The sequence below is a fragment of the Paenibacillus sp. FSL H7-0756 genome, from assembly GCF_038006765.1.
Lineage (GTDB): Bacteria > Bacillota > Bacilli > Paenibacillales > Paenibacillaceae > Paenibacillus_AQ.
The window spans coordinates 14,725-38,677 of sequence record NZ_JBBOVT010000001.1 but is presented as its reverse complement, the minus strand read 5'-3'; the positions used below and the strand labels follow the sequence as shown (position 1 = coordinate 38,677).

General features: G+C 53.5%; 20 protein-coding genes. 18 read left to right on the top strand and 2 right to left on the bottom strand.

From position 1 onward, the window contains the following. Positions 1-37: 37 nt before the first annotated feature. The 15 genes from purS to NST04_RS00105 all read left to right on the top strand — a co-directional run bounded on the left by purS (position 38) and on the right by NST04_RS00105 (position 19,363). On the top strand, positions 38-283 hold the full coding sequence (purS, locus tag NST04_RS00175) for a phosphoribosylformylglycinamidine synthase subunit PurS (RefSeq protein ID WP_039298247.1): 246 nt from the start codon (positions 38-40) through the stop codon (positions 281-283). Between the two features lie 5 nt (positions 284-288). Beyond that, positions 289-978, top strand: a complete 690-nt coding sequence (gene purQ / locus NST04_RS00170) for a phosphoribosylformylglycinamidine synthase subunit PurQ (RefSeq protein ID WP_341182665.1) — start codon at positions 289-291, stop codon at positions 976-978. Then, entirely contained in the window at positions 956-3,202 is a 2,247-nt protein-coding gene (gene purL, locus NST04_RS00165; RefSeq protein ID WP_341182664.1) for a phosphoribosylformylglycinamidine synthase subunit PurL, read from the top strand. The genes purQ and purL overlap by 23 nt, the downstream gene beginning before the upstream one ends. Then, positions 3,187-4,683, top strand: a complete 1,497-nt coding sequence (gene purF / locus NST04_RS00160) for an amidophosphoribosyltransferase (protein WP_341182663.1) — start codon at positions 3,187-3,189, stop codon at positions 4,681-4,683. The genes purL and purF overlap by 16 nt, the downstream gene beginning before the upstream one ends. A gap of 123 nt (positions 4,684-4,806) precedes the next feature. After that, positions 4,807-5,187, top strand: coding sequence for a hypothetical protein (locus NST04_RS00155; protein ID WP_341182662.1), 381 nt, complete (start codon positions 4,807-4,809; stop codon positions 5,185-5,187). 236 nt (positions 5,188-5,423) lie between these two features. After that, on the top strand, positions 5,424-6,464 hold the full coding sequence (gene purM / locus NST04_RS00150) for a phosphoribosylformylglycinamidine cyclo-ligase (protein WP_341182661.1): 1,041 nt from the start codon (positions 5,424-5,426) through the stop codon (positions 6,462-6,464). Next, the gene (gene purN / locus NST04_RS00145; protein WP_341182660.1) at positions 6,464-7,081 is read left to right on the top strand and encodes a phosphoribosylglycinamide formyltransferase; all 618 of its coding nucleotides are present in this window, start codon (positions 6,464-6,466) and stop codon (positions 7,079-7,081) included. Before purM ends, purN begins: the two co-directional genes overlap by 1 nt. 573 nt (positions 7,082-7,654) lie before the next feature. After that, on the top strand, positions 7,655-9,202 hold the full coding sequence (gene purH / locus NST04_RS00140; RefSeq protein ID WP_341182659.1) for a bifunctional phosphoribosylaminoimidazolecarboxamide formyltransferase/IMP cyclohydrolase: 1,548 nt from the start codon (positions 7,655-7,657) through the stop codon (positions 9,200-9,202). A gap of 23 nt (positions 9,203-9,225) precedes the next feature. After that, positions 9,226-10,491, top strand: a complete 1,266-nt coding sequence (purD, locus tag NST04_RS00135) for a phosphoribosylamine--glycine ligase (protein ID WP_341182658.1) — start codon at positions 9,226-9,228, stop codon at positions 10,489-10,491. Positions 10,492-10,702: 211 nt separating this feature from the next. Next, positions 10,703-12,025 carry an SEC-C metal-binding domain-containing protein gene (locus NST04_RS00130; RefSeq protein WP_341182657.1) on the top strand — a complete coding sequence of 441 codons (1,323 nt, stop codon included), beginning with the start codon at positions 10,703-10,705 and terminating at the stop codon, positions 12,023-12,025. 136 nt (positions 12,026-12,161) lie between these two features. Next, positions 12,162-13,004 (top strand): NmrA family NAD(P)-binding protein, encoded by an 843-nt coding sequence (locus NST04_RS00125; protein WP_341182656.1) that lies wholly within the window; start codon positions 12,162-12,164, stop codon positions 13,002-13,004. Positions 13,005-13,023: 19 nt separating this feature from the next. Further along, a complete protein-coding gene (locus NST04_RS00120; protein WP_341185145.1) occupies positions 13,024-13,560 on the top strand; it encodes a PadR family transcriptional regulator in 537 nt (178 codons plus the stop codon). 287 nt (positions 13,561-13,847) lie between these two features. Further along, positions 13,848-15,890 (top strand): methyl-accepting chemotaxis protein, encoded by a 2,043-nt coding sequence (locus tag NST04_RS00115; protein WP_341182655.1) that lies wholly within the window; start codon positions 13,848-13,850, stop codon positions 15,888-15,890. 197 nt (positions 15,891-16,087) lie between these two features. Next, entirely contained in the window at positions 16,088-17,350 is a 1,263-nt protein-coding gene (gene ilvA, locus NST04_RS00110; protein WP_341014658.1) for a threonine ammonia-lyase IlvA, read from the top strand. 1,302 nt (positions 17,351-18,652) lie between these two features. Next, on the top strand, positions 18,653-19,363 hold the full coding sequence (locus tag NST04_RS00105; protein ID WP_209875501.1) for a hypothetical protein: 711 nt from the start codon (positions 18,653-18,655) through the stop codon (positions 19,361-19,363). Between the two features lie 163 nt (positions 19,364-19,526). On the opposite strand, the gene NST04_RS00100 is transcribed toward NST04_RS00105, so the two are convergent. Both NST04_RS00100 and NST04_RS00095 read right to left on the bottom strand, forming a co-directional pair. Continuing rightward, positions 19,527-20,465 (bottom strand): hypothetical protein, encoded by a 939-nt coding sequence (locus NST04_RS00100; protein ID WP_341182654.1) that lies wholly within the window; start codon positions 20,463-20,465, stop codon positions 19,527-19,529. Between the two features lie 41 nt (positions 20,466-20,506). Continuing rightward, positions 20,507-21,169 (bottom strand): DUF1129 family protein, encoded by a 663-nt coding sequence (locus NST04_RS00095; protein WP_341182653.1) that lies wholly within the window; start codon positions 21,167-21,169, stop codon positions 20,507-20,509. A gap of 185 nt (positions 21,170-21,354) precedes the next feature. Between NST04_RS00095 and NST04_RS00090 the strand changes: the two genes are divergently transcribed. The 3 genes from NST04_RS00090 to NST04_RS00080 all read left to right on the top strand — a co-directional run bounded on the left by NST04_RS00090 (position 21,355) and on the right by NST04_RS00080 (position 23,450). Then, positions 21,355-21,555, top strand: coding sequence for a hypothetical protein (locus tag NST04_RS00090; protein WP_341028655.1), 201 nt, complete (start codon positions 21,355-21,357; stop codon positions 21,553-21,555). 204 nt (positions 21,556-21,759) lie between these two features. After that, positions 21,760-22,590, top strand: a complete 831-nt coding sequence (locus NST04_RS00085) for an alpha/beta hydrolase family protein (protein WP_341182652.1) — start codon at positions 21,760-21,762, stop codon at positions 22,588-22,590. A gap of 83 nt (positions 22,591-22,673) precedes the next feature. Further along, a complete protein-coding gene (locus NST04_RS00080) occupies positions 22,674-23,450 on the top strand; it encodes a DODA-type extradiol aromatic ring-opening family dioxygenase (RefSeq protein ID WP_341182651.1) in 777 nt (258 codons plus the stop codon). The last annotated feature ends 503 nt before the right edge of the window (positions 23,451-23,953 follow it).

Genomic DNA, 23,953 nt, shown 5'->3' with positions numbered 1-23,953 from the left:
ATTCAGTTCATTAAACTCTAGGAGGAACTACAAGCGTATGTTAAAAGCGACAGTCTACGTCACCATCAAGAAAAGCGTGCTCGACCCTCAGGGGGTTGCCGTGCAGGGTGCCCTGCATTCCGTTGGATTCCAGGAAGTTGAAAGTCTGCGGATTGGCAAGTATATGGAGCTGACCCTCGATACCGATAACCGCGCTGAAGCGGAAGGACGCCTGAAGGACATGTGCGAGAAGCTGCTGGCCAACACGGTGATCGAGGATTACCGCTACGAATTGGAGGACTAAACGTCATGAAATTTGCGGTACTTGTCTTTCCAGGCTCCAATTGTGACATTGACTGCTACAAGGCAGTAGAAGACAGTCTCGGCGAACCAGTAGATTATGTATGGCATACAGCGACAGACCTGTCGGCGTATGACTGCATTCTTGTGCCAGGCGGCTTCTCTTATGGTGACTATCTGCGCTGCGGCGCAATCTCCCGGTTCGCTCCGGTAATGGCTGAAGTGGCTAAGGCGGCAGAGCAGGGCAAATTCGTGCTCGGTATCTGCAACGGGTTCCAGATTCTGACCGAAGCAGGTCTCCTGCCGGGCGCGCTGCGCCGCAACATGTCGATGAAGTTCCGTTGTCATGACTCGGTGCTTAAGGTCGTTAATAACACAACCCCGTTTACTATTGACTATGCGAAGGATGAAGAGATCGTCATTCCTATCGCGCATGGCGAAGGCAATTACTATTGTGATGAAGAGACGCTAGCAGAGCTTCAGGCGAACAACCAGATTGTATTCACCTACAGTGACAACCCGAACGGTTCGGTGGCTGATATTGCCGGAATCAGTAATAAGGCGGGCAATGTAGTCGGCATGATGCCGCACCCGGAGCGTGCAGCGAACAGCCTGCTGGGCTCGGAAGACGGCAAACGGATGTTCACATCCATTCTCAAGACATGGAGGGATCGTTATGACGCAGCAAGTATCCGCTAAGGAGCCGAACGCAGAGCAGATCGCGGAGCAGAAAATCTACAGTCAGTTCGGTGTATCAGACAGCGAATATGAGCTCATTACCTCCTTCATGGGACGTAAGCCCAATTATACAGAAATCGGTGTGTTCAGCGTCATGTGGTCTGAGCACTGTGCATATAAGAACTCCAAGCCGCTGCTGAGCCGCTTCCCGACAAGCGGGCCGAAGGTGCTGATGGGACCGGGTGAAGGCGCGGGCATCGTGGACATCGGTGATAACCAGGCCGTTGTCTTCAAAATCGAAAGCCACAACCATCCGTCGGCGGTAGAGCCTTATCAGGGCGCGGCGACTGGAGTGGGCGGGATTATCCGCGATATTTTCTCCATGGGAGCAAGACCGGTGGCCTTGCTGAACTCCCTGCGTTTCGGGAAGCTGGAAAGTGACCGGGTCAAATATCTGTTCGAGCATGTCGTGTCCGGGATTGCAGGCTACGGCAACTGTATCGGCATCCCTACTGTCGGCGGGGAAGTTATGTTCGACAACAGCTATGACGGTAATCCGCTGGTGAACGCGATGTGTGTCGGTCTGATTGATCATGACAAAATCCAGCGCGGCGTTGCTAAAGGGGTGGGCAACCCTGTCTTCTACGTAGGTCCGCCTACTGGCCGTGACGGGATTCACGGTGCGACCTTTGCCTCTGTGGAACTGAGCGAAGAATCCGAAGCTAAGAAGACAGCGGTTCAGGTCGGCGATCCGTTCATGGAGAAGCTGGTAATGGAATCCTGCCTGGAGCTGATCGACAGCGGTATCGTCCTCGGCATTCAGGATATGGGCGCAGCCGGACTGACCTGCTCCAGCGCGGAAATGGCGAGCAAGGCAGGCAACGGTCTGGAACTCTATCTGGATCAGGTGCCGCAGCGTGAAGACGGGATGACCCCGTATGAGATGATGCTCTCGGAATCCCAGGAGCGGATGCTGTTCGTGGTGGAGCCTAAGGATGAGGCTCAGGCCCAGGAAATCTTCGATCGTTGGGGCGTCATCTGCCGCAAGGTGGGTAAGGTGACCGATGACGGCCGCCTGAAGCTGTTCCATCACGGTGAAGTAGTAGGCGATATGCCGGTGAAGGCGCTGGTGGATGAATGCCCTATTTATAACAAACCATCGGCAGTTCCTGCTTATTATGAGGAGAATGCCACGGTAGATACGCTCCGTTATGAAGAAGTTACCGATCTGGGCGGCGCTTTGCGTACCGTACTGGGTTCGCCTACGGTAGCAAGCAAAGCATGGGTGTACAACCAATATGATTACATGGTACGCACCAGTACTGCGGTTCGTCCGGGTTCCGATGCGGCAGTGGTAACCATTCATGGCACCCGCAAAGGTCTGGCGATGACGACTGACTGCAACGGCCGTTATGTCTATCTGGACCCTGAAGTGGGCGGACGCATTGCTGTCAGCGAAGCGGCGCGCAACATCGTCTGCTCCGGTGCCCAGCCGCTGGCGATTACGGACAACCTGAACTTCGGCAGCCCGGAGAAGCCGGAGATCTTCTGGCAGATGGAGCGGGCGGTAGACGGTATGGCGGAAGCTTGCCGGGTGCTGGATACGCCGGTTATCGGCGGGAATGTCAGCCTGTATAACGAAAATGCCTCCGGGTCCATCTACCCGACACCTGTTGTTGGCATGGTCGGTCTCATTGAAGATACGGATCACATTACAACCCAGGCGTTCAAGCAGGAAGGCGATGCTGTATTGCTCCTGGGTGTGACGAAGGCAGAGCTGGGCGGCAGTGAATTCCAGTATGCCGTTCACGGCGTGACTGAAGGCCGTCCACCGGAGCTGGACTTGGCTACAGAGCGCAAGCTGCTCGATGCTGTTCTGGCTGCGATTCGTAGCGGTGTGGTCCGTTCGGCTCATGACTTGTCTGAAGGCGGTCTGGCCGGAGCCCTGGCAGAGAGCTGTATCAGCGGCAGCACCGGCGCGAATATTGAACTGTCTGCGGGCGGATTACGCCCGGATGTGGCGCTGTTCAGCGAGAGCCAGTCCCGTATAATTCTGACTTCGGCACCTGAGCATGCAGAGGAACTGAAGGCGGCAGTTGCTGCGTACGGCGTGCCTGTAGAGATCATTGGAACCGTGGGCGGAGAGCGCCTGCGTGTTACACTGGACGGTTCGTCTGCACTGGATGAAGCTGTTAGCGAACTGAAGACCATTTGGGAGGATGCTATTCCATGTCTTATGAAATAAAGACCGGGAAAAAGCAGGAAGCCCCTATCCTGTGGACCGGCGACTTTTACAATGAAGGAACGGGCTCGGGAGATATTTTTGACACGTTAAAAGAAGAATGCGGCGTCTTCGGGGTCTTCGGACACCCGGAGGCTGCCTCCATGTCCTATTATGGCCTGCATGCCCTGCAGCACCGGGGAGAAGAGAGCGCGGGCATCTGCGTGGCGGATGGACGCGACTTCAACTATCACCGCGGCATGGGCCTGGTGAAGGAAGTCTTCGATAAAGACAAAATCGCTTCACTGGTGGGAGACATGTCCATCGGCCATGTGCGGTACTCCACCAGCGGAGACAGCCGGCTGACCAATGCGCAGCCGCTGGTCTTCAAATACCGTGACGGCGATCTGGCGATTGCCACGAACGGCAACATCGTCAACGAGCCGCTGATCCGCAAGCAGCTCGAACAGGGCGGCTCGATCTTCCAGACGACTAGTGATACCGAGGTGCTGGCGCATCTGATTGCGCGGTCACAGAAGGATTTTGTCGAAGCGACGAAGGATGCCTTGTCGCAGCTGGTCGGCGGCTTCGCCTTCCTCTTGATGACCAATGACAAGCTGATTGTCGCCTCAGATACCCACGGACTCCGTCCGCTCGTGATGGGCCGTCTGGGCGAAGCCTATGTCTTCGCTTCCGAGTCGTGTGCGCTTGAAGTCATCGGCGCTGAGCTGGTGCGTGATATTGAACCGGGTGAGCTGTTGGTGCTGGATCAGAACGGCTTCCGTGAAGACCGCTTCGCAGAGCCTAAGCGCAAAGCACTGTGTGCGATGGAGTACATCTACTTCGCCCGCCCGGACAGCGACCTGAACGGCTCCAACCTGCACTCCGCCCGCAAGCGTATGGGCAGCCGTATGGCGCTCGAAGCCTTCGTGGATGCGGATATTGTCACCGGCGTGCCGGATTCCAGTATCTCCGCCGCCATCGGCTATGCCGAGCAGACGGGCATCCCGTACGAGCTGGGACTAATCAAGAACAAATATACCGGCCGTACGTTCATCCAGCCCAGTCAGGAGCTGCGTGAGCAGGGCGTCAAGATGAAGCTCAGCGCGGTACGCCGCGTCGTGGAAGGCCAGCGCGTAGTGATGATCGACGATTCGATCGTGCGGGGTACCACTTCGCGCCGGATCGTCAACCTGCTGCGCGAAGCCGGAGCCTTAGAGGTCCATGTGCGGATTACCTCGCCGCCGTTCAAGAATCCGTGCTTCTATGGCATCGATACTCCCGACCGCCGGGAGCTGATTGCCTCTTACAAGACCATCGCCGAGATGTGCGAGGAGATCAACGCCGATTCTCTGGCGTTCCTCTCTCCCGAAGGGCTGATCCAGTCCATCGGCGGCTATAATAGTGACGACTATAAAGGCGGCCTATGCCTGTCCTGCTTCGACAATGATTACCCGACGCAGGTGGATTTCGGCGGGGAAGAGAAGGATGGATGCAGCTGTTAACATCCCCCTAAGTCCCCCTTGCGAAGGGGGATTCCGGAGGGCGCTGCCCTCCGGCCACCCGAAAGTTTGGTGGAAGGAGCTTGCTCTAAACTTGCTAAGTAGGCTTGGGTGCGGGTCCCCGCTTTGTCCCTGTGTGCTGCGCACGGACGGGACACGCTTAGCGGCGCTGCCCCCCGGCGGCCTGCGGTCCGCCGGCCCCTCCGGCTCCAGAATCTGTCCTGTTTGCTGCGCAAATCCGGAGATTCTGTCGCCTTAAGGCCCGCACGGCTTCGCCCCGTGCAGGCCAAGCTCCCGCCCCCGTCCTATTTGCTGCCGCAAAATCGGGGTGACGGTCGCTTTAAGAGCCCGCACGGCTTCGCCCGTGCAGGCCAAGCTCCCGCCCCCGTCCTGTTTGCTGCCGCAAAGTCGGGGGACCGGTCGCCTAAGGAGGCGCTGTGCGAAGCCCAGCGCCGACCCCTTGCCGCTGTGCAAGGCGCGAAGCTTCGGCTTGCGGCAGGGATTTAAACCCGGTGGTTGGAGTCATGGAGAGGAAATTTGGAACTGTAGGAGCGGTAGCGTCCGCCTTTATGGCCCGATTTCTACCGCAAATAGCGGTATCAATCAGGAAATCGGGCCATAACAGCGGCCGGAAGTCCAAATGTTCCTCGGAATGACGACTATAACCACCCCAGAAGTGAAGGTTTCAAATCCCTGCCGCCCCGAACCCGCGCTCTAAACTAATCTAAATGAGGTGTCCAAACGTGTCAGAAGCGTACAAGAAAGCCGGAGTGGATATTGCGGCTGGCAATGAAGCAGTAGAACGCATGAAGAAGCATGTGAAGCGCACATACCGTCCGGAAGTGATGACGGAGCTGGGCGGCTTCGGCGCCCTGTTCGGCCTGAATAAGGACAAGTACGAAGAGCCGGTTCTCGTATCGGGAACAGATGGTGTGGGCACGAAGCTGAAAATCGCGTTCGCGGCTGACCGCCACGACACGATTGGCATCGATGCGGTCGCCATGTGCGTGAATGACATCGTGGTACAGGGCGCTGAGCCGCTGTTCTTCCTCGATTATCTGGCCTGCGATAAGGTTGTGCCGGAAAAGATTGAAGCCATCGTATCCGGGATCGCGGAAGGCTGCCATCAGGCGGGCTGCGCGCTGATCGGCGGCGAGACTGCCGAGATGCCGGGCATGTATGCGGCGGGCGAATATGATATCGCCGGATTCACTGTCGGCGTGGCCGATAAGGCGAAGCTGGTCACCGGAGCAGACATTGCTCCAGGAGACACAGTTATTGGACTGGCTTCGAGCGGGATTCACAGCAATGGCTTCTCGCTGGTGCGCAAGCTGCTGCTGGAGGAAGACGGTTACGGCCTGGATGAGGTTGTACCGGAGCTGGGAGCGCCGCTGGCGGACGTTCTGCTGGCTCCAACCCGGATCTACGTGAAGCCGCTGCTTGCTCTGCTCGAACAGCTTCCGGTCAAGGGCATGGCCCATATTACCGGCGGCGGGTTCATCGAGAACATTCCGCGTGTATTGCCGGATAATGTAAATGTAGAGATCAACTACGGCTCCTGGCCGATTCAGCCGGTCTTCAGCCTGATGCAGAGCAAGGGGCAGGTAAGCAACCGCGACATGTTCACCACGTTCAATATGGGCGTGGGGCTGGTGCTGGTAGTGGCGGAAGCGGACGGAGAGCGTGCGCTGGAGCTGCTTAAGGCCAGCGGGGAAGAGGCTTACCGGATCGGCACGGTTACTAAAGGAGAGCGCATCGTTACCTTCACGGGAGTTGAAGTCTGATGGAGTGGAGCCGAATCGCTGTCTTTGCCTCTGGAACGGGCAGCAATTTCGCTGCACTGGTCCAGGCACAGCGGGAGGGCAGGCTGGGCGGAGGCAGCATAGAGCTGCTGGTCTCGGATAAACCGGAAGCGCCTGTAGCACAGCGGGCAGAGGAGGCAGGAATTCCTGCTCTGCTGCTGCGGCCGAAGGACTTCGCGGGCCGGGAGCAGTACGAGGCCGCGATTGTGGCTGAATTGCAGCGCCGGAACATCGGACTGGTGGTGCTGGCCGGCTATATGCGGCTGATCTCCCCCGTTCTGCTCGCACCGTATGCCGGACGGATCATCAACATTCATCCTTCGCTGCTGCCGGCGTTTGCCGGGAAGGACGCCATCGGGCAGGCGCTGGAGTATGGCGTGAAGCTGACGGGCGTGACCGTGCATTTTGTAGATGGAGGCATGGATACGGGACCGGTGATTGCCCAGCGCAGCGTGGAGGTCCAGTCTGGAGATACCGCCGAATCGCTGGCTGCACGCATCCATCAGGTGGAATACGCGCTATATCCTGAGGTGGTAAGTGCTTTTGCCGCCGGAAAAGTAGAATTGAACGGAAGAATGGCGACCATTGGCGATAAATAGAAGTAGCTGTATATTTCTCGGGAAATACTGCTGAGGCGTCAGAAATTGACGGAAGCTCTGGCGGCATGGCCGGAAATTGCGAAAATACAGGTTTGCTGGCATAAGGACAGAAGCACAAATAGCAGGACAGAAACTCCAGGAAATTCTAAATTAATAGTTTGTTCTACAGGATTCGTTGCTGTAATCATCCGGAGTTCATCCGGCAAACATTCATAGGCACGGGGATCATTTGATTTAAAGGTTCAGTATTCCCAACTCAATAAGCTAAGCTGCTGGAACAGGTGGATTTTCTCCATCTAATCTGGCTGATCTATGCGGTGAACGGAGCGTAAGTGGAAAAAGTACAGCTAATCCGGCCCCAATCGAATGATTGACCATATCTGGCGTCATTTAAGTGTACATTTTCCAACTACTGCCCCGCTACGTGCTTCCCCGCCGGAATTAGATAACAAAAATCCAACTAAATCAGCGCCAATGAGTGGGTGCAAGCCGTCTTCAAGAGCAGCCGATTCATCAAGTAACTCTTACAATACCCCAATAATCTAGCGTGAATCCAGAGGAGGACTATTCAAAGTGAGTATCAAGAGAGCGCTGGTCAGCGTATCGGACAAACAGGGCATCGTGGATTTTTGCCGCGAGTTGTCTGCATTAGGCGTAGAAATTATCTCCACAGGCGGCACCAGCACACTTCTCGCGAAGGAAGGCGTTCCGGTCATTGGCATCTCTGACGTTACCGGCTTCCCTGAGATCATGGATGGACGCGTCAAAACCTTACATCCAGCCGTACACAGCGGCCTCCTGGCCGTTCGTGACAACGAAGAGCATACCCGTCAGATGAATGAGCTTGGCCTTGATTACATCGACCTTGTCGTGGTGAATCTGTATCCGTTCGCGGAGACGATTGCCAAGCCGGATGTGTCTTATGAAGAGGCGATCGAGAACATTGATATCGGCGGACCGACGATGCTGCGTTCTGCGGCGAAGAACCATGCGTTTGTCAGTGTGGTGGTCGATGCGGCCGACTATGCGAATGTGCTTGAAGAAGTACGCGCCGGTGGAGATACAACCCTTGCAACCCGCAAACGTCTTGCGGCCAAAGTCTTCCGCCATACGGCGGCTTACGACGCCCTGATTGCCGATTATCTGGCGAATGTCACCGGTGAACCGCTGCCGGAGCGCTATACGGTCACTTATGAGAAAATCCAGGATCTGCGTTACGGGGAGAACCCGCATCAGAAGGCTGCGTTCTACCGCAAGCCGCTGGCGGCGCAGGATACCCTTACGGCTGCCGAGCAGCTGCACGGCAAAGAGCTGTCCTACAACAATATCAATGACGCGAACGCGGCGCTCCAGATTGTCAAAGAGTTCGAAGAGCCTGCCGTTGTAGCCGTGAAGCATATGAATCCTTGCGGAGTCGGTGTGGGCACAAGTGTCTATGAAGCTTATCAAAAAGCATACAATGCGGACCCTACCTCCATCTTCGGCGGAATTGTGGCAGCCAACCGGATTATTGATGCGGACACGGCTAATCTGCTGAAGGATATTTTCCTCGAAATCGTCTTGGCCCCAGGCTTCACGGACGAGGCGCTGGAGATCCTCACGAAGAAAAAGAATATCCGCCTGCTTAAGCTGGGCAACCTCAGCACTGCCGCATCCCGCAAGAGCAGCTTTGTGGTCACCTCCATTGAAGGAGGAATGGTGGTGCAGGAGAGCGATGTACACTCTGTGAATCCTGAGGAATTGCAAGTGGTAACCGACCGTAAGCCTACCGAAGAAGAGCTGAAGCAGCTGTTGTTCGGCTGGAAGGTCGTGAAGCATGTGAAGTCCAACGCCATCGTGCTGGCGGCTGACGATATGACGGTCGGTGTAGGTGCAGGACAGATGAACCGTGTCGGTGCGGCCAAGATTGCCATTGAGCAAGCAGGCGAGAAAGCGAAGGGTGCTGTTCTGGCATCAGATGCCTTCTTCCCGATGGGCGATACCCTGGAAATGGCTGCGAAGGCGGGCATTACGGCAGTTATTCAGCCGGGAGGCTCGATCAAGGACGAGGAATCGGTTAAGGTTGCCAATGAATACGGCATTGCCATGGTCTTCACCGGCGTACGCCACTTCAAACACTAGCACGCTGGGAGGATCAGAGCCTTATGGATATTTTAGTAGTCGGCGGCGGCGGACGCGAGCATGCGATCATCTGGAGCTTGTCCCGCAGTCCCCGTGCCGGTAAAATCTACTGCGCTCCCGGCAATGCCGGGATTGCGCAGCTTGCGGAATGTGTGCCGATCGGCGTCTTCGAGTTCGATAAGCTGACCGCTTTTGCCAAGGAGAAGAAGGTAGGTCTGGTAGTCATTGGACCGGATGATCCGCTCGCTGCAGGCATTGTGGATGTCTTCGAAGCCCAGGATATCCCTGTATTCGGCCCGCGTAAGAATGCCGCAGAGATTGAGGGCAGCAAGACCTTCATGAAAGATCTGCTGCATAAATACAGCATTCCGACAGCCGCTTATGAGAAATTCAGCGATTATGAGACAGCCCTGTCTTATCTGCGGAGCCAAGAGCTGCCGATTGTCATCAAGGCGGACGGCCTGGCCGCAGGCAAAGGGGTAACCGTAGCGTATTCCCGGGAGGAAGCGGAGCAGGCCCTTCAGGAGATTATGGTCGACAAGGTTTTTGGGGAAGCAGGGGCGCAGGTAGTCATTGAGGAGTTCCTTGCCGGGCAGGAAATGTCGATTCTGGCGTTCGTGGATGGTGAAACGGTGCGGCCGATGGCTGCGGCTCAGGACCATAAGCCTGTATTCGACGGCGATAAAGGACCTAATACGGGAGGCATGGGGACCTATTCCCCGCTGCCGCATATCGATGAAGCGATCATCCGTAAAGCGGTGGAGACGATTATTGAACCGACAGCCAAGGCTATGGTAGCTGAGGGACGGCCCTTCAGCGGCGTGCTGTTCGCCGGGCTGATGATCTCGCCGGACGGCAGACCAAAGACGATTGAATTCAACGCCCGCTTCGGCGACCCGGAGACCCAGGTAGTTCTTCCCCGGCTGCGAAGCGATCTGCTGGAGATCTTCCTGGCGGTGACCGAAGGCAGACTCGCCGATATTCCGATCGAGTGGAGTGACGAAGCGGCAGTCTGCGTGGTGCTTGCCTCGGAGGGGTATCCCGGGCCTTACCCGAAAGGTGTGCCGATCAGCGGGCTGGAAGACAGCGGCTCTGCGCTGGTCTTCCATGCCGGAACCGCACGCAGCGAAGACGGCGGATGGGTGACCACCGGCGGCCGCGTGCTTGGAGTGGTAGGCCTGGGGGCCACCATTGCCGAAGCGCGTACATCGGCCTATGCCAGTGCGGAGAGTATTACGTTTGCAGGTAAACAAAACCGCAGTGATATCGCAATGAAGGCACTGGTCTGAGGAGAAAGTCCCAAAAAAAGGACTGACAAGTTGTAGAAGAAGTGCTATAATACAACTCGTACGGGGGAAAATGTGCGGATATATACAGATAAAGGGTCTTTCCTTTCTAAGGAAAGGCCTTTTTTAACAATTCCATAACGAATGCTATAATAGTACAATAACAGCGATGCTTATGCGGATGTACAGTTACTGATTTAAGGGGGAATTAGTTTTGAGTAAGGTAGGAAGAAACGACTTATGCCCGTGTGGAAGCGGGAACAAATATAAGAAATGCTGCATGGAGAAAGACAGAGCGGCGGCCCAGTCGATGCTGCGGCTGGTTAACGCAGGAGATGCAGCTGCGCAAGCGCCTGTGACCATCCCCGGCGTAATTGTGCACGAGGAACAACCGGCTACGGTAAGTGCTGCCCCTGCTGCGGGCAAGCTAACGCTGCCTAAGCTGAAGAAGATGGTGGCGAAGGAGCTGAACTGGGAGCATCCGGCCCATGAACAGCTGGCGCTGGAGCTGATCGAGCACATGAGAGGCCAGTATGACCGGGAGCTGATTCTGGAAGCACTGCTGCTGTGGAACGGTTTCTCCCGCCAGACCAAGCCGGCCGTGAAGAAGACAGGCTCCTTCTGTGCGGCAATCGAATACCTGCTGTCCGAGGAATACGGCTTCATGCTGTCGCAGGCGGAGCTGGCGGATAAATACGCGATTACCACGGCCACGATCTCCCGCAAGGTTAAAGAGATCTATAACTATGTCGAGGAATACGGCATGACCGGGGAAGCGGACGATTTGATGGCGCTGAACGGAGCGGAAACTCCGCAGGAGAAGGCACAGACCCTTCTGGCCCAAGCTATGGAGGCAACCTCTGCGAAGCGCCGGGTCCAATTGGCGGAGAAGGCGCTGGAGCTCTATCCGGACAGCCCGGAAGCCTACCTTATTCTGGCCGAGGAGACGGAGAATGAGGAGGACGCCCGCGAGCTGCTGAAGGCGGGAATCGCCGCAGGCAGACGGGAGCTGGGCGAGTCTTATTTCACGAAGCATAAAGGGTTCTTCTGGGGGCTCTATGAGACCCGTCCTTATATCCGGATCTGCCAGAGCTACGCGGAATCCTGCTGGTTCGGCGGTAAGGCGGAGGAAGCAACAGAGATGCTGGAGCATATTCTGGAGCTTAATCAGGATGATAATACCGGTGCCCGCTATCTGCTGACTGCTGTATACCTGTATAGCAACCAGCTTGAAGAAGCAGAGCGGATTATTAAGAACTACGGTGAAGAGGATGCGGCGGCGGCTTTTGCCTATGACCGGATTGTGCTGGAGTTCAAGAAGAACGGGATTACCTCGCAGCTCAAAATGCTCTACCGCATAGCCCGCGGAGTGAACAAGCATGTGCCGGATTACCTGCTGGGCTTGAAGCGGCTGCCGAATAATCTTCCGGATTTTGTCGGGATGGGTGATCCCAATGAAGCGATTGAATATGTAATTATGCACTCGCGCTTGTGGGCGAGCCTGCCGGACCTGCTTAAGTGGATGCTGAAGCAATAGACGCTATAGATGAATACCAGACACAGTCCTTCGGGGCTGTGTTTTTTTGATAATACCCTTGCCAATATGGTCTAATTAGACTATATTATGAATTGTAGTCTAATTAGACTAAATTATCTGAAAAGAGGTCCTCCTAATGTTATTTATTACTGGAGCAACTGGAACCGTTGGAAGCCGTGTTGTACATCACCTCAAGTCTAAGGCTGTCCATTTCAAAGCCCTCACCCGGACACCGGAGAAGCTGATAAGTGATCAGAGCGATCACATGACTATCGTCACTGGCGATATTAAGGATTGCAGCACCTGGTCAGACAGCCTGAGCGGTGTGGAGACCTTATTCCTGATCCTGCTGGATGATGCCGAAGAGATTCTGCAGGCGGCCCGGGACAAGGGGGTGCGGAACATCGTGTTCTTATCCTCAGCTTCCATCAACCGCTCGGATGCCGGTTACAATGAGAACGCTATGAAACATAAGAAGGTCGAGGAGCAGATTCAGGCGTATGGCTTTCGGTATGTGTATATCCGGGCGGAGGCCTTCATGCATAATACCGTTTACTGGAGGGACCTTTTTAGATACAATAAGGGGACGATCCGGCTACCGGCTCTGGAGGCAAAGCTGGCCAGTGTGCATGAAGCAGATATTGCCGAAGTGATCAGTGAGGTTGTAGCGGATTTTGACAGATTCTCCGGGCAGGTCTTGACGCTCACAGGAGCAAATATTCTTAGCCAGCGGAACATATTAACACAAATCTCCAAGCAGCTGGGGCAATCCATTCAACTGGAAGAGCAGACGATCAGGGACTTCCGTTCTTATATGAGCAAGTACATCGCTGAAGAGTACATTACCCTTAGAGTTCAGGATTGGGAGTATAGCCTGAAGCATAAGCTCGACGTGACGGACACGGTGCTGACGATTCTTGGCCGGGAGCCTTATACGTTCAGAGAATGGATCGCGGAGCATCTCGGTGATTTTCAATAAATTCGGTGATTCTCAATAAATACAGAAAGAGGAATTCGCTATTATACCCTTACTTATACTGGGTCTGCTGAAGGATTGCGGACAATCCAGCGCTTATGAATTGCTCAGTGTCTTCAAGGAGCGGGATTACAGGTATCTTGTTCATATGACGAAGGGATCGCTGTATTACAACCTCCAGAAGTTAGCGGGTGAAGGCTTGGTCCGGCTGGTGGAGGTCGTGAGCGTCAACAACTATCCCGAGCAATATATCTACGAGATTACACCGCAGGGTGATGAGCATTTCAAAGGGCTGATGGCCAAATACTCGCTGCAGACAGACGATATTACGTTAGCCTTTTATATGACGACGCTGTTCGCCCACCAATATGATTCTGAGCAATTCAAGGCGGCTGTAGCGGTGCAGATGGAGCAGACACGGCGTAAGATTGCTGAGATTGACCATGCGCTGGATGCCAAGCAAGATAAGATCTATGATACGGCCAAATCGATGATGAATAATGTCAGAGCACACCATGAATTGAACCTGAAGTGGTTTCAAGAACTGCTGGAACAGTAGGACGGTGTACTCCTCATACTCCCTTTTATTTGCTGAATACAGCAGAGACGAGGGGGTATTTTTTTTATGTAAAAAACCTGACATGAAAAAGCCGGAATGAGGGGAAAACAGGGGTGTGACAGGATAATCGTGATAAAATACCTGACATGGTCACAGTTTTTTCACAGCTTACGGAGAAACGGTACAGGGATAAAGGGATTTTTTGCAGAAATAAGTCGAAAAGACAGAGAATAGCCGCAGGTAGAGCTTAAGGCCTGAGTCTATTGACATGGGGATGGGGGAGTTCTATGAAGGCATTAAGGAATATGGGGATTCGCGGCAAGCTGTTTTTATCAGTGATTTTGTCTGTGGTGGTTATTTTCATGGCCGTGTCTGTAGTGATCTACAGCAATGCCAAGCAGCTAATCGTGGACGGACTGAAGAGCTCGTTGACATATGAGAAAGGGGAGATCGGGGTACAGGTCAATGACCTGCTGCAGCCTGCTGTGGACAGTGTGGCGCTGCTTAATGCCAACGCCTATATCCGCGACTTCATTCTAAGGGTGAACGATGCGCAGACGCTGAAGACTACGGACGGGTACACGGAGCTGATCCAGACGCTGAACCTGATCAAGAACAACAATAAGAATCTGCTTAATGTATACATAGGTCTGGATGCGGTGAACAAGGTGATAACCCAGGATGAATTCGAGCCTCCGGCAGACTACGTGCTGAAGGAGCGAAGCTGGTATTCCGCTACGGCTGCGAACAAGCGTGTTACGATTACCAATCCTTATATTGATGCCGGGTCGGGCAAAATGGTCGTCAGTGTCAGCACACCGCTGCTTGATGATTCGGGCAAGCTGATCGGTGTGGCGAGTGCAGATATTTCGATTGAGCAGATTACAGCGGCGCTGGGCGCTTTTAATTATAAGGGCAGCGGCTATGCCGTGCTGATTGATGAGACAGGGACCTTCATCTACCATCCCAATCCCGATAATATCCTGCTGAAGAAGATGGCTGACCTGGGCGGATCGTGGAAGACTGTTGGCGATAAAATGCTGCAGTGGGGCTCTAATGTCATCCGGACGGACATGGACGGCGAGCCCAGCTATGTATCCTATTCACCGGCTGTGGCTAACCAGTGGTCAGTCGCGCTGATCGTACCGCAGAAGCATGCGGAGCTGGAGCTGAAGCGCTTCGAGCTGATTTTCTTCCTCTCGATTATGGCTTCAATCGCGGTGCTGTCTGTTCTGTTGTATCTGGTCTCCGGCAGTATTCTGAAGCAGATTCCGCTGCTCACAGCTGCGTTCGGACAGGCGAAGGAAGGAGACCTGTCGGTGAGGGCAAGAGTGACCGCGGGAGGCGAGATCGGGGTGCTGGCCGAGGGCTTCAACGATATGATTGCCTCGCAGCAGTCGCTGATTCAGGAGATCATGCACAGCTCGCAGAGTATCTCGGGCGCGGTGGGGAATACAGAGCAGAACGTATTCGTGCTGGACGGCAGCATCACCGAAATCTCTGGGGTTACGGAGGAGCTGTCGGCAGGCCTGCAGCAGACCGCCGCCTCGATGGAGGAGATGAATGCCAGCACAACCCAGATCGAGGCTGCGGTCAACGGGATTGCCCGCAAAGCCCAGGAGGGGGCGGAAGCCGCCGGAGAAATTAACATACGGGCGGAGCGGCTGAAGGAGATGGCAAGGGAATCCCGCACACAGGCGGATACCGTGTATGGGCTTAGTGAAGAGAAGCTGCGCACGGCTATTGAACAGTCGGGATCGATCTCGCAGATCAGCGCGCTTACGGGCGCCATTCTTGAAATCGCCGCCCAGACCAACCTGTTATCGCTGAATGCTTCAATTGAGGCGGCACGGGCCGGGGAAGCGGGCCGGGGGTTCGCTGTAGTAGCAGAGGAGATCCGTAAGCTAGCCGATAACTCGCGTGAGACGGTGACTGAGATCCAGGGAGTGACTGGGGCGGTAATTGAGGCGGTGTCCAATCTGGTGGAGGCTGCGGAGAGTATGCTTGGCTTCATGGACAGCCAGGTGAAGGAGGACTACGATGCCATGCAGGAGACCGGAGAGCGGTACAGTGAGGATGCCCGGTACATCGAGGAGCTGGTGACGGACTTCAGCGCCACCTCGGAAGAGCTGCTGGCTTCCATCCAGAGCATGCTTACTGCGATCAGCGAGACGGGGAGCGCGACGAATGAGGGGGCGGAAGGAGCGGGAGCCATTGCTGCCGGAGCGGAGCAGATCATCGGGCGGTCCGGCAGCATCGTGGCCGAGATGGAGGAGATTAAGCACAGCTCGGCGCAGCTGCTGAGTGCGGTGTCGAGGTTTAAGGTATAGAGGGCTGCGTTGAGCGGGCGGTCCGGCTGGTAGATGCCGGGCCGCCCGCTTGCTTACCGGCAGGGAGCTGCTGCGCTCAATTCCGCTCTCAGTGGATGTTATGGTGTGTGGAGAGGACAAGGGTTGAAAAAAAGTCCTCGGAAGAGTATGTTACAAGAAGCGAAACGATAAGAAAGAGACAGTGAGGCGGGAAAAACATGAGAGAAGGCGAAAACCGGATCGTAGGAATGGAAGATATTGTACGCGCACACCATGTGCTGCGGGAGGTTATCGTCCGTACGCCGCTCCAGCTGGATGCGGTATTGTCGGCCAAATACGGCTGTAATGTGTATTTGAAACGTGAGGATCTGCAGATTGTGCGCTCCTTCAAAATCCGGGGAGCCTATAATATGATCCGCAGTCTGTCTGACGAAGACAGAGCCAAGGGCATCGTCTGCGCCAGCGCGGGCAATCATGCTCAGGGTGTGGCGTATTCCTGCAAGGCACTAGGCATCAAAGGCAAGATATTCATGCCGAGCACTACTCCTAATCAGAAGATTAAGCAGGTCCGGCGCTTCGGCGGCGAATTCGTCGAGGTAATTCTGAAGGGGGATACCTTCGATGATGCCTATGATGAAGCGCTGCAGGCTTGCATTGACCATAGCATGACCCTGATTCATCCGTTCGATGAGCCGCGTATTATTGCCGGCAACGGCACCATCGCCATGGAGGTGATGGAGAATCTGGACAAGCCTGCAGACTTCGTGTTCGTCACCATCGGCGGCGGCGGACTGGCAGCCGGTGTAGCCACCTATATCAAGACGGTGAGCCCGGCAACTAAGGTTATTGGTGTGGAGCCTAGCGGCGCAGCCTCGATGATTGAGGCTATGGAGAGCGGCGAGGTGGTCACCCTGAAGGAGATTAACAAGTTCGTAGACGGCGCGGCGGTGAAGCGTGTGGGCGGCCTGACCTTCGATATCTGCTCGAAGCTGCTGGATGATGTGGTGAAGGTGCCGGAGGGCAAGGCATGTACCACTATTCTGGAGCTGTATAACGAGAACGCCATTGTGGTGGAGCCTGCCGGTTCCCTCCCGATTGCTGCACTGGACATGTACCGTGATCAGATCCGCGGCAAAAGCGTGGTCTGCATCGTCAGCGGCGGCAACAACGATATCGACCGGATGCAGGAGATCAAGGAGCGTTCCCTGATCTATGAAGGCCTTAAGCATTACTTCATGGTCAACTTCCCGCAGCGCGCGGGTGCCCTGCGCGAGTTCCTGACCGAGGTGGTCGGACCGGACGATGATATCACCCGGTTCGAGTACACGAAGAAGAATGAGAAGGAGAACGGCCCGGCCCTGGTCGGCATTGAGCTGATGTCCACCGATGCCTACGCTCCGCTGATTGAGCGGATGAAGCAGAAGGGCGTCGACTACGTGGAGATCAACAAGGATGTTAATCTGTTCAGTATGCTGATTTGATCCAGCAGCAAGAGGACACGTCCCTACTCACGTTGGCCCACTGAAGAATCACTTCTTTTTAACTCTACTTACAAATTTAGTTGAAAATAAGATACAACCACTACCGGATATTGGAGTGGTTGTATTCATTTTTACATCTATATAATTCTATTGCTCTGAGTTTTCTAATCTACAATGTCAATAAACGTTTTAGTTCACAGCCAAAATAGCCATTGCAGCTTGTTACATCCAGTACATCGTTCTTGGCCAGCATACGAGTTTTTAGTGATTCATCCTTTACATAGACGGCTTTTCAAAGCTTACGAACGAACTATCATACATAATTTACCAAGTTAATTTTTGGTTATGGCGTGCAATCGTATGGGTGGCGTCCACGATGATGGAAGTGTTTTGCAAAAAAAAAATAATGGCCAAATGCCACCGTCTTGCTGATGAGCAGATCCAGCAGACTCAAATCTTTTTGGGATAGTTATCAAAATTATTTAGGGAACGCGGTTCAGTGTGTAGGTCTCCTGGCGCCACCTCTAGAGAGAACTTGAAAGACAGGTCGTATCGGGAACGCTCAACAATATCCATTTTAGACAACTTAAAGATGGCTTTGAGAGGATTGGGGGTCGATCGCATTGTCGTTATCCAAATAGTAATTATCTTGAAGGTCCCCAAAATATGAAATAAAAATTCACCATTTCTTTAATATGACAAAGTAAATTCTCCTGCGGCACAACAATGTCATTCAGCGCCGTGTAAGCAGTAAGACCTCAAAACCAACGTTTGTTGCAAAATCAACCGCTCTCATCGGCTTTCGAGATTCTTTCTTATTTGTAAAAAAAGGTACAACCTCCTCTAAATGTTGAAGAGATTGTACCATATTTCGTGAGACTGACTTTTCTATGCCTTTGGAAACGCACCGTGAGTTATTTTATGTGTGTCATTGCAACTAAGATTATTATTTTTTAGGTTTTCTTCTAAAGTATACAATAGTATGAATTATTACAAAAAGAACGAGCGCTGATAAGAGTACATTGGTAATAACTAATGTTGAATTCAAATTATTTAAACCGCTAGTAGTCTCGTTGTTGGTATGAACTATTGTCGAATTAAGATTACTTACTTGACTCCCCACATTATTTATGGGTTGAACTAAATTGTCTGAATTCATTTTATTCCTCCATTCAAAGTTTAATATCTAATTATATGCTTTAATTCTTTTTTTTCCCACTACTTTTCTCACGAACAACCCTTCTTGAATATGGTAATATTTACATTGTAATAAAAATACATTTAATGAAGTGAATTCAAAAAATGATTAAGGTTAAAAAAATTCTATCCGCTTCTTTAACTACTGCCTTACTTCTTACCTCTTCGGCAATTGCTTCAGCTCAAACGGTATCGCCTACCGAGGCTGTTCAATCAGTTCAACAGGAATTCTCCTTACAACTTGATGACATGACCACAATTTCTACACCTTATGATCCTGCGCTCTATGATTTTCAAAGATCAGATTTATTTAACGAAGTAGTTGTTAAAGTAGTGGACAAGAACTCAGGTCAAATTGTGTCAACTTATGGTGAGAAAATTGAGGTGAAAAATAAGCCAGCTGGAATATCCATTATGGCAACTGGAACTTATAGTACTAGAACTACATATAGGACATTCACTGATCCTGGAGTTAATGGTCAGCACTTTGCAGGAGGAGATTTATACACTGTATACAACTGTTACCAATCAGGTTCTTTTGGACAAATCAATTCTGTTAGTAGTACTTACTGGTCTCCAATGCCTGGTAGTGGAAATTTCATATTAGAATCTCCAAATGCTCAGACGGTACCTACGGGTAACACGGGTAGCTTTCCTACTAATCAACTTACAACAACCGGTACAGTAGTACTCTCAACAAAAGAAACTAAAGCTTTTGGGACTTCAATTGGTTCCTTCTCCTACACTTCAGGATCAGACGGGTGGAGTAGATATGCAATAAGAAATGCAGCATATAACATTACATTTGGTAATTAAACTATTTATAGAGAATCTCGTCAGGGCGAGGCTACTGAAGGACTACTGTTTTTAACTCTAATTAAAAATTTAGTTGAAAACGAAGACATCCACTACCGGATTTGGTGTGGATGTCTTTGTTTTGGATGAAAATCACTTAATGAAGTTGATTGCACTATTTGTATCAGGGCTGAGGCACCTCAGTCTTCAGATACCGCTCCGCCGCGTCGTCCAGCAGGTAGCCGTTACTCTTCATCAGCTTCATGAAGCCCTCAAGCTTCTGCAGGAAGGCGCTTGTGCTGCTGTTCTTGGCCAGGATGCTGGTGTAGGCCTTCTGCGCCTCCAGATCCATCTCCAGATTATCGTAATGGAAGAGCGGAGTGTTGTTCTGGCCGTAGAAGGTGTTCACAGCATATTGGTTATACAGCGTCTTGACGGCCTGTACCCGGTTGGATTTGGGATAGGTCTGGATGAATTGCTCCTGGGTCAACGCACGGTCGGCCACCTCGCCCCAGGCAATGATCAGCCCGTTATCCTTGGAAGGAGGCAGATCTGACTCAGCCGCCATAATGGAAATATAGCTGCTGATATCCTCCGTTACATAAGGCTTATATTTGCGGTAAGCCGCATAATCAATCACCGGGTAAAAGCTGCCCTCGGCGGTATCCAGCTTGTACCCGCTCTCGCCCGCGCCTTGCAGCAGGGCGCGCAAGGCGGCGTTATCCGTACTCTCAGCCAGCTTCTCCATGCTGACTCCCCCTCTGTAGACGGTGAGGAGCTTCCGCTGGACCTCGCTGCTGCTGAATTTCTTCTCCCAGGAGGGGAGCAGCGCCTTATGCAGGTTCTCCAGCTTCAGCGTCAGTACAGTCGCCTGATACGGCGTGACTGCATACAGCTTCGTCTTCATATAGGAAATGGAGCCCGGCAGGTTGCCGCTGGACAGCAGCGGCAGCGCGGCCTTATAGACCGCTTCTGCATGGCTGGCAGTCTTAGCGCTTGCAGCTGCACCGGAAGTGCCTGTCTGGCTGCTTCCGCTGCCTTCGGCACCGGCCGGGACGGCTGCTCCTGCCTGAAGCCCCATGAGCAGGGCGATAGCGGCGGATAGAACGGCATGCTTTTTCATTCGAGTCTCCTCCTGTGTGGAATGGATGTGGGATACAGCCTCTAAGATGGGAAGAATATGAATTTCAGCCCTAGACCTCCGGCAGCGGCCAGAGCCAGACTGACCCAGGGCGAGACCGGAATCACCGGGAACAGATTATCGAGGAATAGGCCGGCGAATACCGCAATCACGGCAATTCCAATATAGATGCCCAGTGCCTTAATGTCGAAGGTCTTGGGCTTCGGACTGTCGTCCTCCGAGAGGGAGGCCATCCATTTCATAATAAGCTCAACCAGCAGGATGGAGCCTGCGCCTACAACGACCAGCGTGAACAGGCTGAGTTGGCCGAAGAGTTCGTGCGGACCGCCGCTCCACTGTGTAATCAGACCGGCAATGCCCATCGTCCCGAACAGCAGGGTCAGAGCGGACCAGGAGATCATCAGGGAGTTCTTCAGCCGGCTGCGCGGTGCGCGCGGCGGGGCGCTGTCCATCACGTCCTTGAAATAATCACCGGGCTTCTCGCCAAAAACCTGCTTGGCGTTCTTCCCCTTGGCTTGTCCCTTCAGCAGCAGCCCGGCCGCCTCCAGCAGCAGCTCCTCTGCACGTACAGCATCTACTGAACTGGCGCGCATCGCCAGAATCATATCTTCAAAATAAGAGCGGTTAGACGGCGTCATCTGCTCCCGCAGCAGGTTGTTCTGCTTAATCATAGCTTTGACTTTCATAGTGTGGACCTATACCTCCAGCATTGAGTGATCAGGATACCTTCAACCTAGAGTATACGTTTGTGCACCAGCCGTGTGCAAGGACAACGTTCGTTCACGAAGGTCTGAATAATCCTTTTGGAAGAGTAAACACTGAAGAGGTGGTGGCTTCACCAACTATAGCTAGAGGGAAGGCAGGGAGCGTTATGGAACAGGACAACAAGCAGGAACCGGGCAAGGCTGTGAACGGCGGCACCGCGCCTGCACCTACTAATGATGTGGGGGACTGGGGCAATTCTGACGGCTTCAGCCTATGGGATGCTGCGGGGCAGGGCCAGGAGAACGGGCTCGGGGATTGGGAAGGCCGGCAGGAGACACACGACATGTTTCACGACAGCTATGACTGAGTGATGCCTAAGCAGAGATAGGCCTCTTTTGCTCCTAAGGGAGTGGAAGGGGCCTTTTCTCCGGTAGAACAGTCTTAAGCTGCGGGCTTCATGCATATTGACAACAAATTAGCACAGATATTATAATAGACTCATTAATCATACTAAGTTAATCGGAATTATTATAATTTAAAATAAATCAGCCATTCAGGGGAGGACGCCGCAATGGAACGGAATATCATCATCCGGCATAACGGAGAGGAACTGACAGCGAGCATACATTATCCGGCCGCAGACCGGGCAGGGACAGGACGGTGCAAGAACCGGGTGCCGCTTGCAGTGATCTGCCACGGCTTCGTGGGCAGCCGGATCGGTGTCGACCGGATCTTCGTCAAGGCAGCCCGGGAGCTGGCGCAGGATGGCTATATGGTAATCCGTTTCGACTATGCAGGCTGCGGAGAGAGCAGCGGCGATTACGGCAGTGAGGATATGGAGTCGATGATCGGGCAGACCCGGGCAGTGCTGGATTACGGCATCGGCTCGGCCGATGTGGACCCGCAGCGTGTAACGCTGATCGGGCATAGTCTGGGCGGTGCGGTGGCGCTGCTGACCGGTGTCCGTGACCGGCGGGTGAAGAATCTTGTACTGTGGTCGGCTGTCGGCTATCCCTTCAATGATATCGTCAAGATTGTCGGCAGGGAAACGTTCGACCGGTCGGTGAAGAGCGGCTGCGCAGATTATGCCGGCTATTCGTTCACTCCGGTATACTTCAATTCCCTGGCCGCTTTCCAGCCGTTCCAAGAGGCCGGAAAGTTCAGCGGTGATGTGCTGGTCATTCACGGAACTTCCGATGATGTGATTCCTGTGGATTATGCATTCCTCTACCAGAAGCTGTTCTGGACCCGGCCGGAAGGACGGTGCGACAAGGAGATTATTTTCCAGGGCGATCATACCTTCTCTTCGGGTCCGGCGCAGGAGCAGGTGCTCAAGCGCACCCGGGACTGGATGAACCAGCAGGAGCATCTTCAGGAGGAATGGCAGAACTGGATGATATAGGAGCGGTAACTGCACTCGCAATGGCTGGGAATTAGCTGTAAAATAAAGGGGAAGACCATACCGGAAATGGAGGCTCTTACCCTATGAAATTACCGGCCTTTTTCATTGCGCACGGCTCCCCGCTGCTGGTACTTGAGGATAACGACTACACGCGATTCCTGCAGCGGCTGGGTTCGGATCTGGGGAAGCCCCGCGGCATTGTGATCTTCTCAGCTCATTGGGACAGTCCCGATCAGCTGATCACAGTGGACGCACAGCATGAAACGCAGCATGACTTCTACGGATTCCCGGAAGAAATGTATCAGCTGAGTTATCCTGCTCCAGGTGATCCCGCACTCAGCAGCCGTATTTCGGAGCTGTTCAAGAATAGTAATCTGCCCCATCAGCCCGTGCTGGGCAGGGGTCTGGATCATGGCGCCTGGGTCCTCCTGAGCACCATGTTCCCGCAGGCGGATATCCCGGTCGTGGCCTTATCTGTGGATTCGCTCCGCTCGCCTGAGGAGCAGTACAACATCGGACGGATGCTTGCACCGCTGCGTGAGGAGGGTGTCCTCCTGATCGGCAGCGGCGGCCTGGTTCATAACCTGAGGCTGCTGAAGCAGAAGGATCAGCCGGAGCAATGGGCGATTGACTTCGACGGGTGGATTGCAGAGCGGCTTAAGGCCTGGGATCTCCGCTCCCTGTATGCGTATGAGAAGCAGGCACCGCATGTGAGGGAGGCCGTACCTGCCTACGGCAAGGAGCATTTTATCCCGCTCTTCTACGTAATGGGTGCAGCCGATGAAGGCAGACGGGCGCAGCTGATGATCCAGGCCTACCAATACGGTACGCTCAGCCTGAACTGCTGGATGCTTGACTGAGAACTGACTACTATATGAATGACGAATGAATGGATACAGGATACAGCCGCTAATCGGGCTGTGTCCTTTTTTGTTGCGGGATAGTACATATTACAAAAATGGGAGGATATCCGAACCGGCGGAAAAGAAAGCGGGAACTGCGACTAAGGATGGCACGCCAGTTGGTGGGTAAGGTGTAGCTACGGGGGAATGGCAGGAAGACGGAAAGGTGCTGCGACTGCGTCCGGGAACAGCAGGTGGATTTTCTCCACTTGTTCAGGAGTGGTACATCACCTCTCCAACAGCAGTTGGAAAATCAGCACTTAATTATTGACGAACCAATCAAATTGGACTGAACTCTCGAAATTAAATGACGTTTATCCAATTAATTCCTCGGAATTCGCTGAATCCTCCAAATTAAGATACGTTTATCCATTTATTGCGTAGAGCAGATGATTGTTACAGAGCAGATGTCTGGTTCAGAGCGGATGGGAGTATGATCAGCACTGATGGTCCAATCTGAT

Bases quoted from the DNA above. Each gene is read 5' to 3' on its own strand.
- NST04_RS00100 (WP_341182654.1), bottom strand. From the start codon at position 20,465: ATGAAAAAGCATGCCGTTCTATCCGCCGCTATCGCCCTGCTCATGGGG.
- NST04_RS00095 (WP_341182653.1), bottom strand. From the start codon at position 21,169: ATGAAAGTCAAAGCTATGATTAAGCAGAACAACCTGCTGCGGGAGCAG.
- NST04_RS00105 (WP_209875501.1), top strand. From the start codon at position 18,653: ATGATTAAGGTTAAAAAAATTCTATCCGCTTCTTTAACTACTGCCTTA.
- purF (WP_341182663.1), top strand. From the start codon at position 3,187: ATGTCTTATGAAATAAAGACCGGGAAAAAGCAGGAAGCCCCTATCCTG.
- NST04_RS00125 (WP_341182656.1), top strand. From the start codon at position 12,162: ATGTTATTTATTACTGGAGCAACTGGAACCGTTGGAAGCCGTGTTGTA.
- purD (WP_341182658.1), top strand. From the start codon at position 9,226: ATGGATATTTTAGTAGTCGGCGGCGGCGGACGCGAGCATGCGATCATC.
- NST04_RS00115 (WP_341182655.1), top strand. From the start codon at position 13,848: ATGAAGGCATTAAGGAATATGGGGATTCGCGGCAAGCTGTTTTTATCA.
- purS (WP_039298247.1), top strand. From the start codon at position 38: ATGTTAAAAGCGACAGTCTACGTCACCATCAAGAAAAGCGTGCTCGAC.
- purQ (WP_341182665.1), top strand. From the start codon at position 289: ATGAAATTTGCGGTACTTGTCTTTCCAGGCTCCAATTGTGACATTGAC.
- NST04_RS00085 (WP_341182652.1), top strand. From the start codon at position 21,760: ATGGAACGGAATATCATCATCCGGCATAACGGAGAGGAACTGACAGCG.
- ilvA (WP_341014658.1), top strand. From the start codon at position 16,088: ATGAGAGAAGGCGAAAACCGGATCGTAGGAATGGAAGATATTGTACGC.
- purL (WP_341182664.1), top strand. From the start codon at position 956: ATGACGCAGCAAGTATCCGCTAAGGAGCCGAACGCAGAGCAGATCGCG.
- purN (WP_341182660.1), top strand. From the start codon at position 6,464: ATGGAGTGGAGCCGAATCGCTGTCTTTGCCTCTGGAACGGGCAGCAAT.
- NST04_RS00080 (WP_341182651.1), top strand. From the start codon at position 22,674: ATGAAATTACCGGCCTTTTTCATTGCGCACGGCTCCCCGCTGCTGGTA.
- NST04_RS00090 (WP_341028655.1), top strand. From the start codon at position 21,355: ATGGAACAGGACAACAAGCAGGAACCGGGCAAGGCTGTGAACGGCGGC.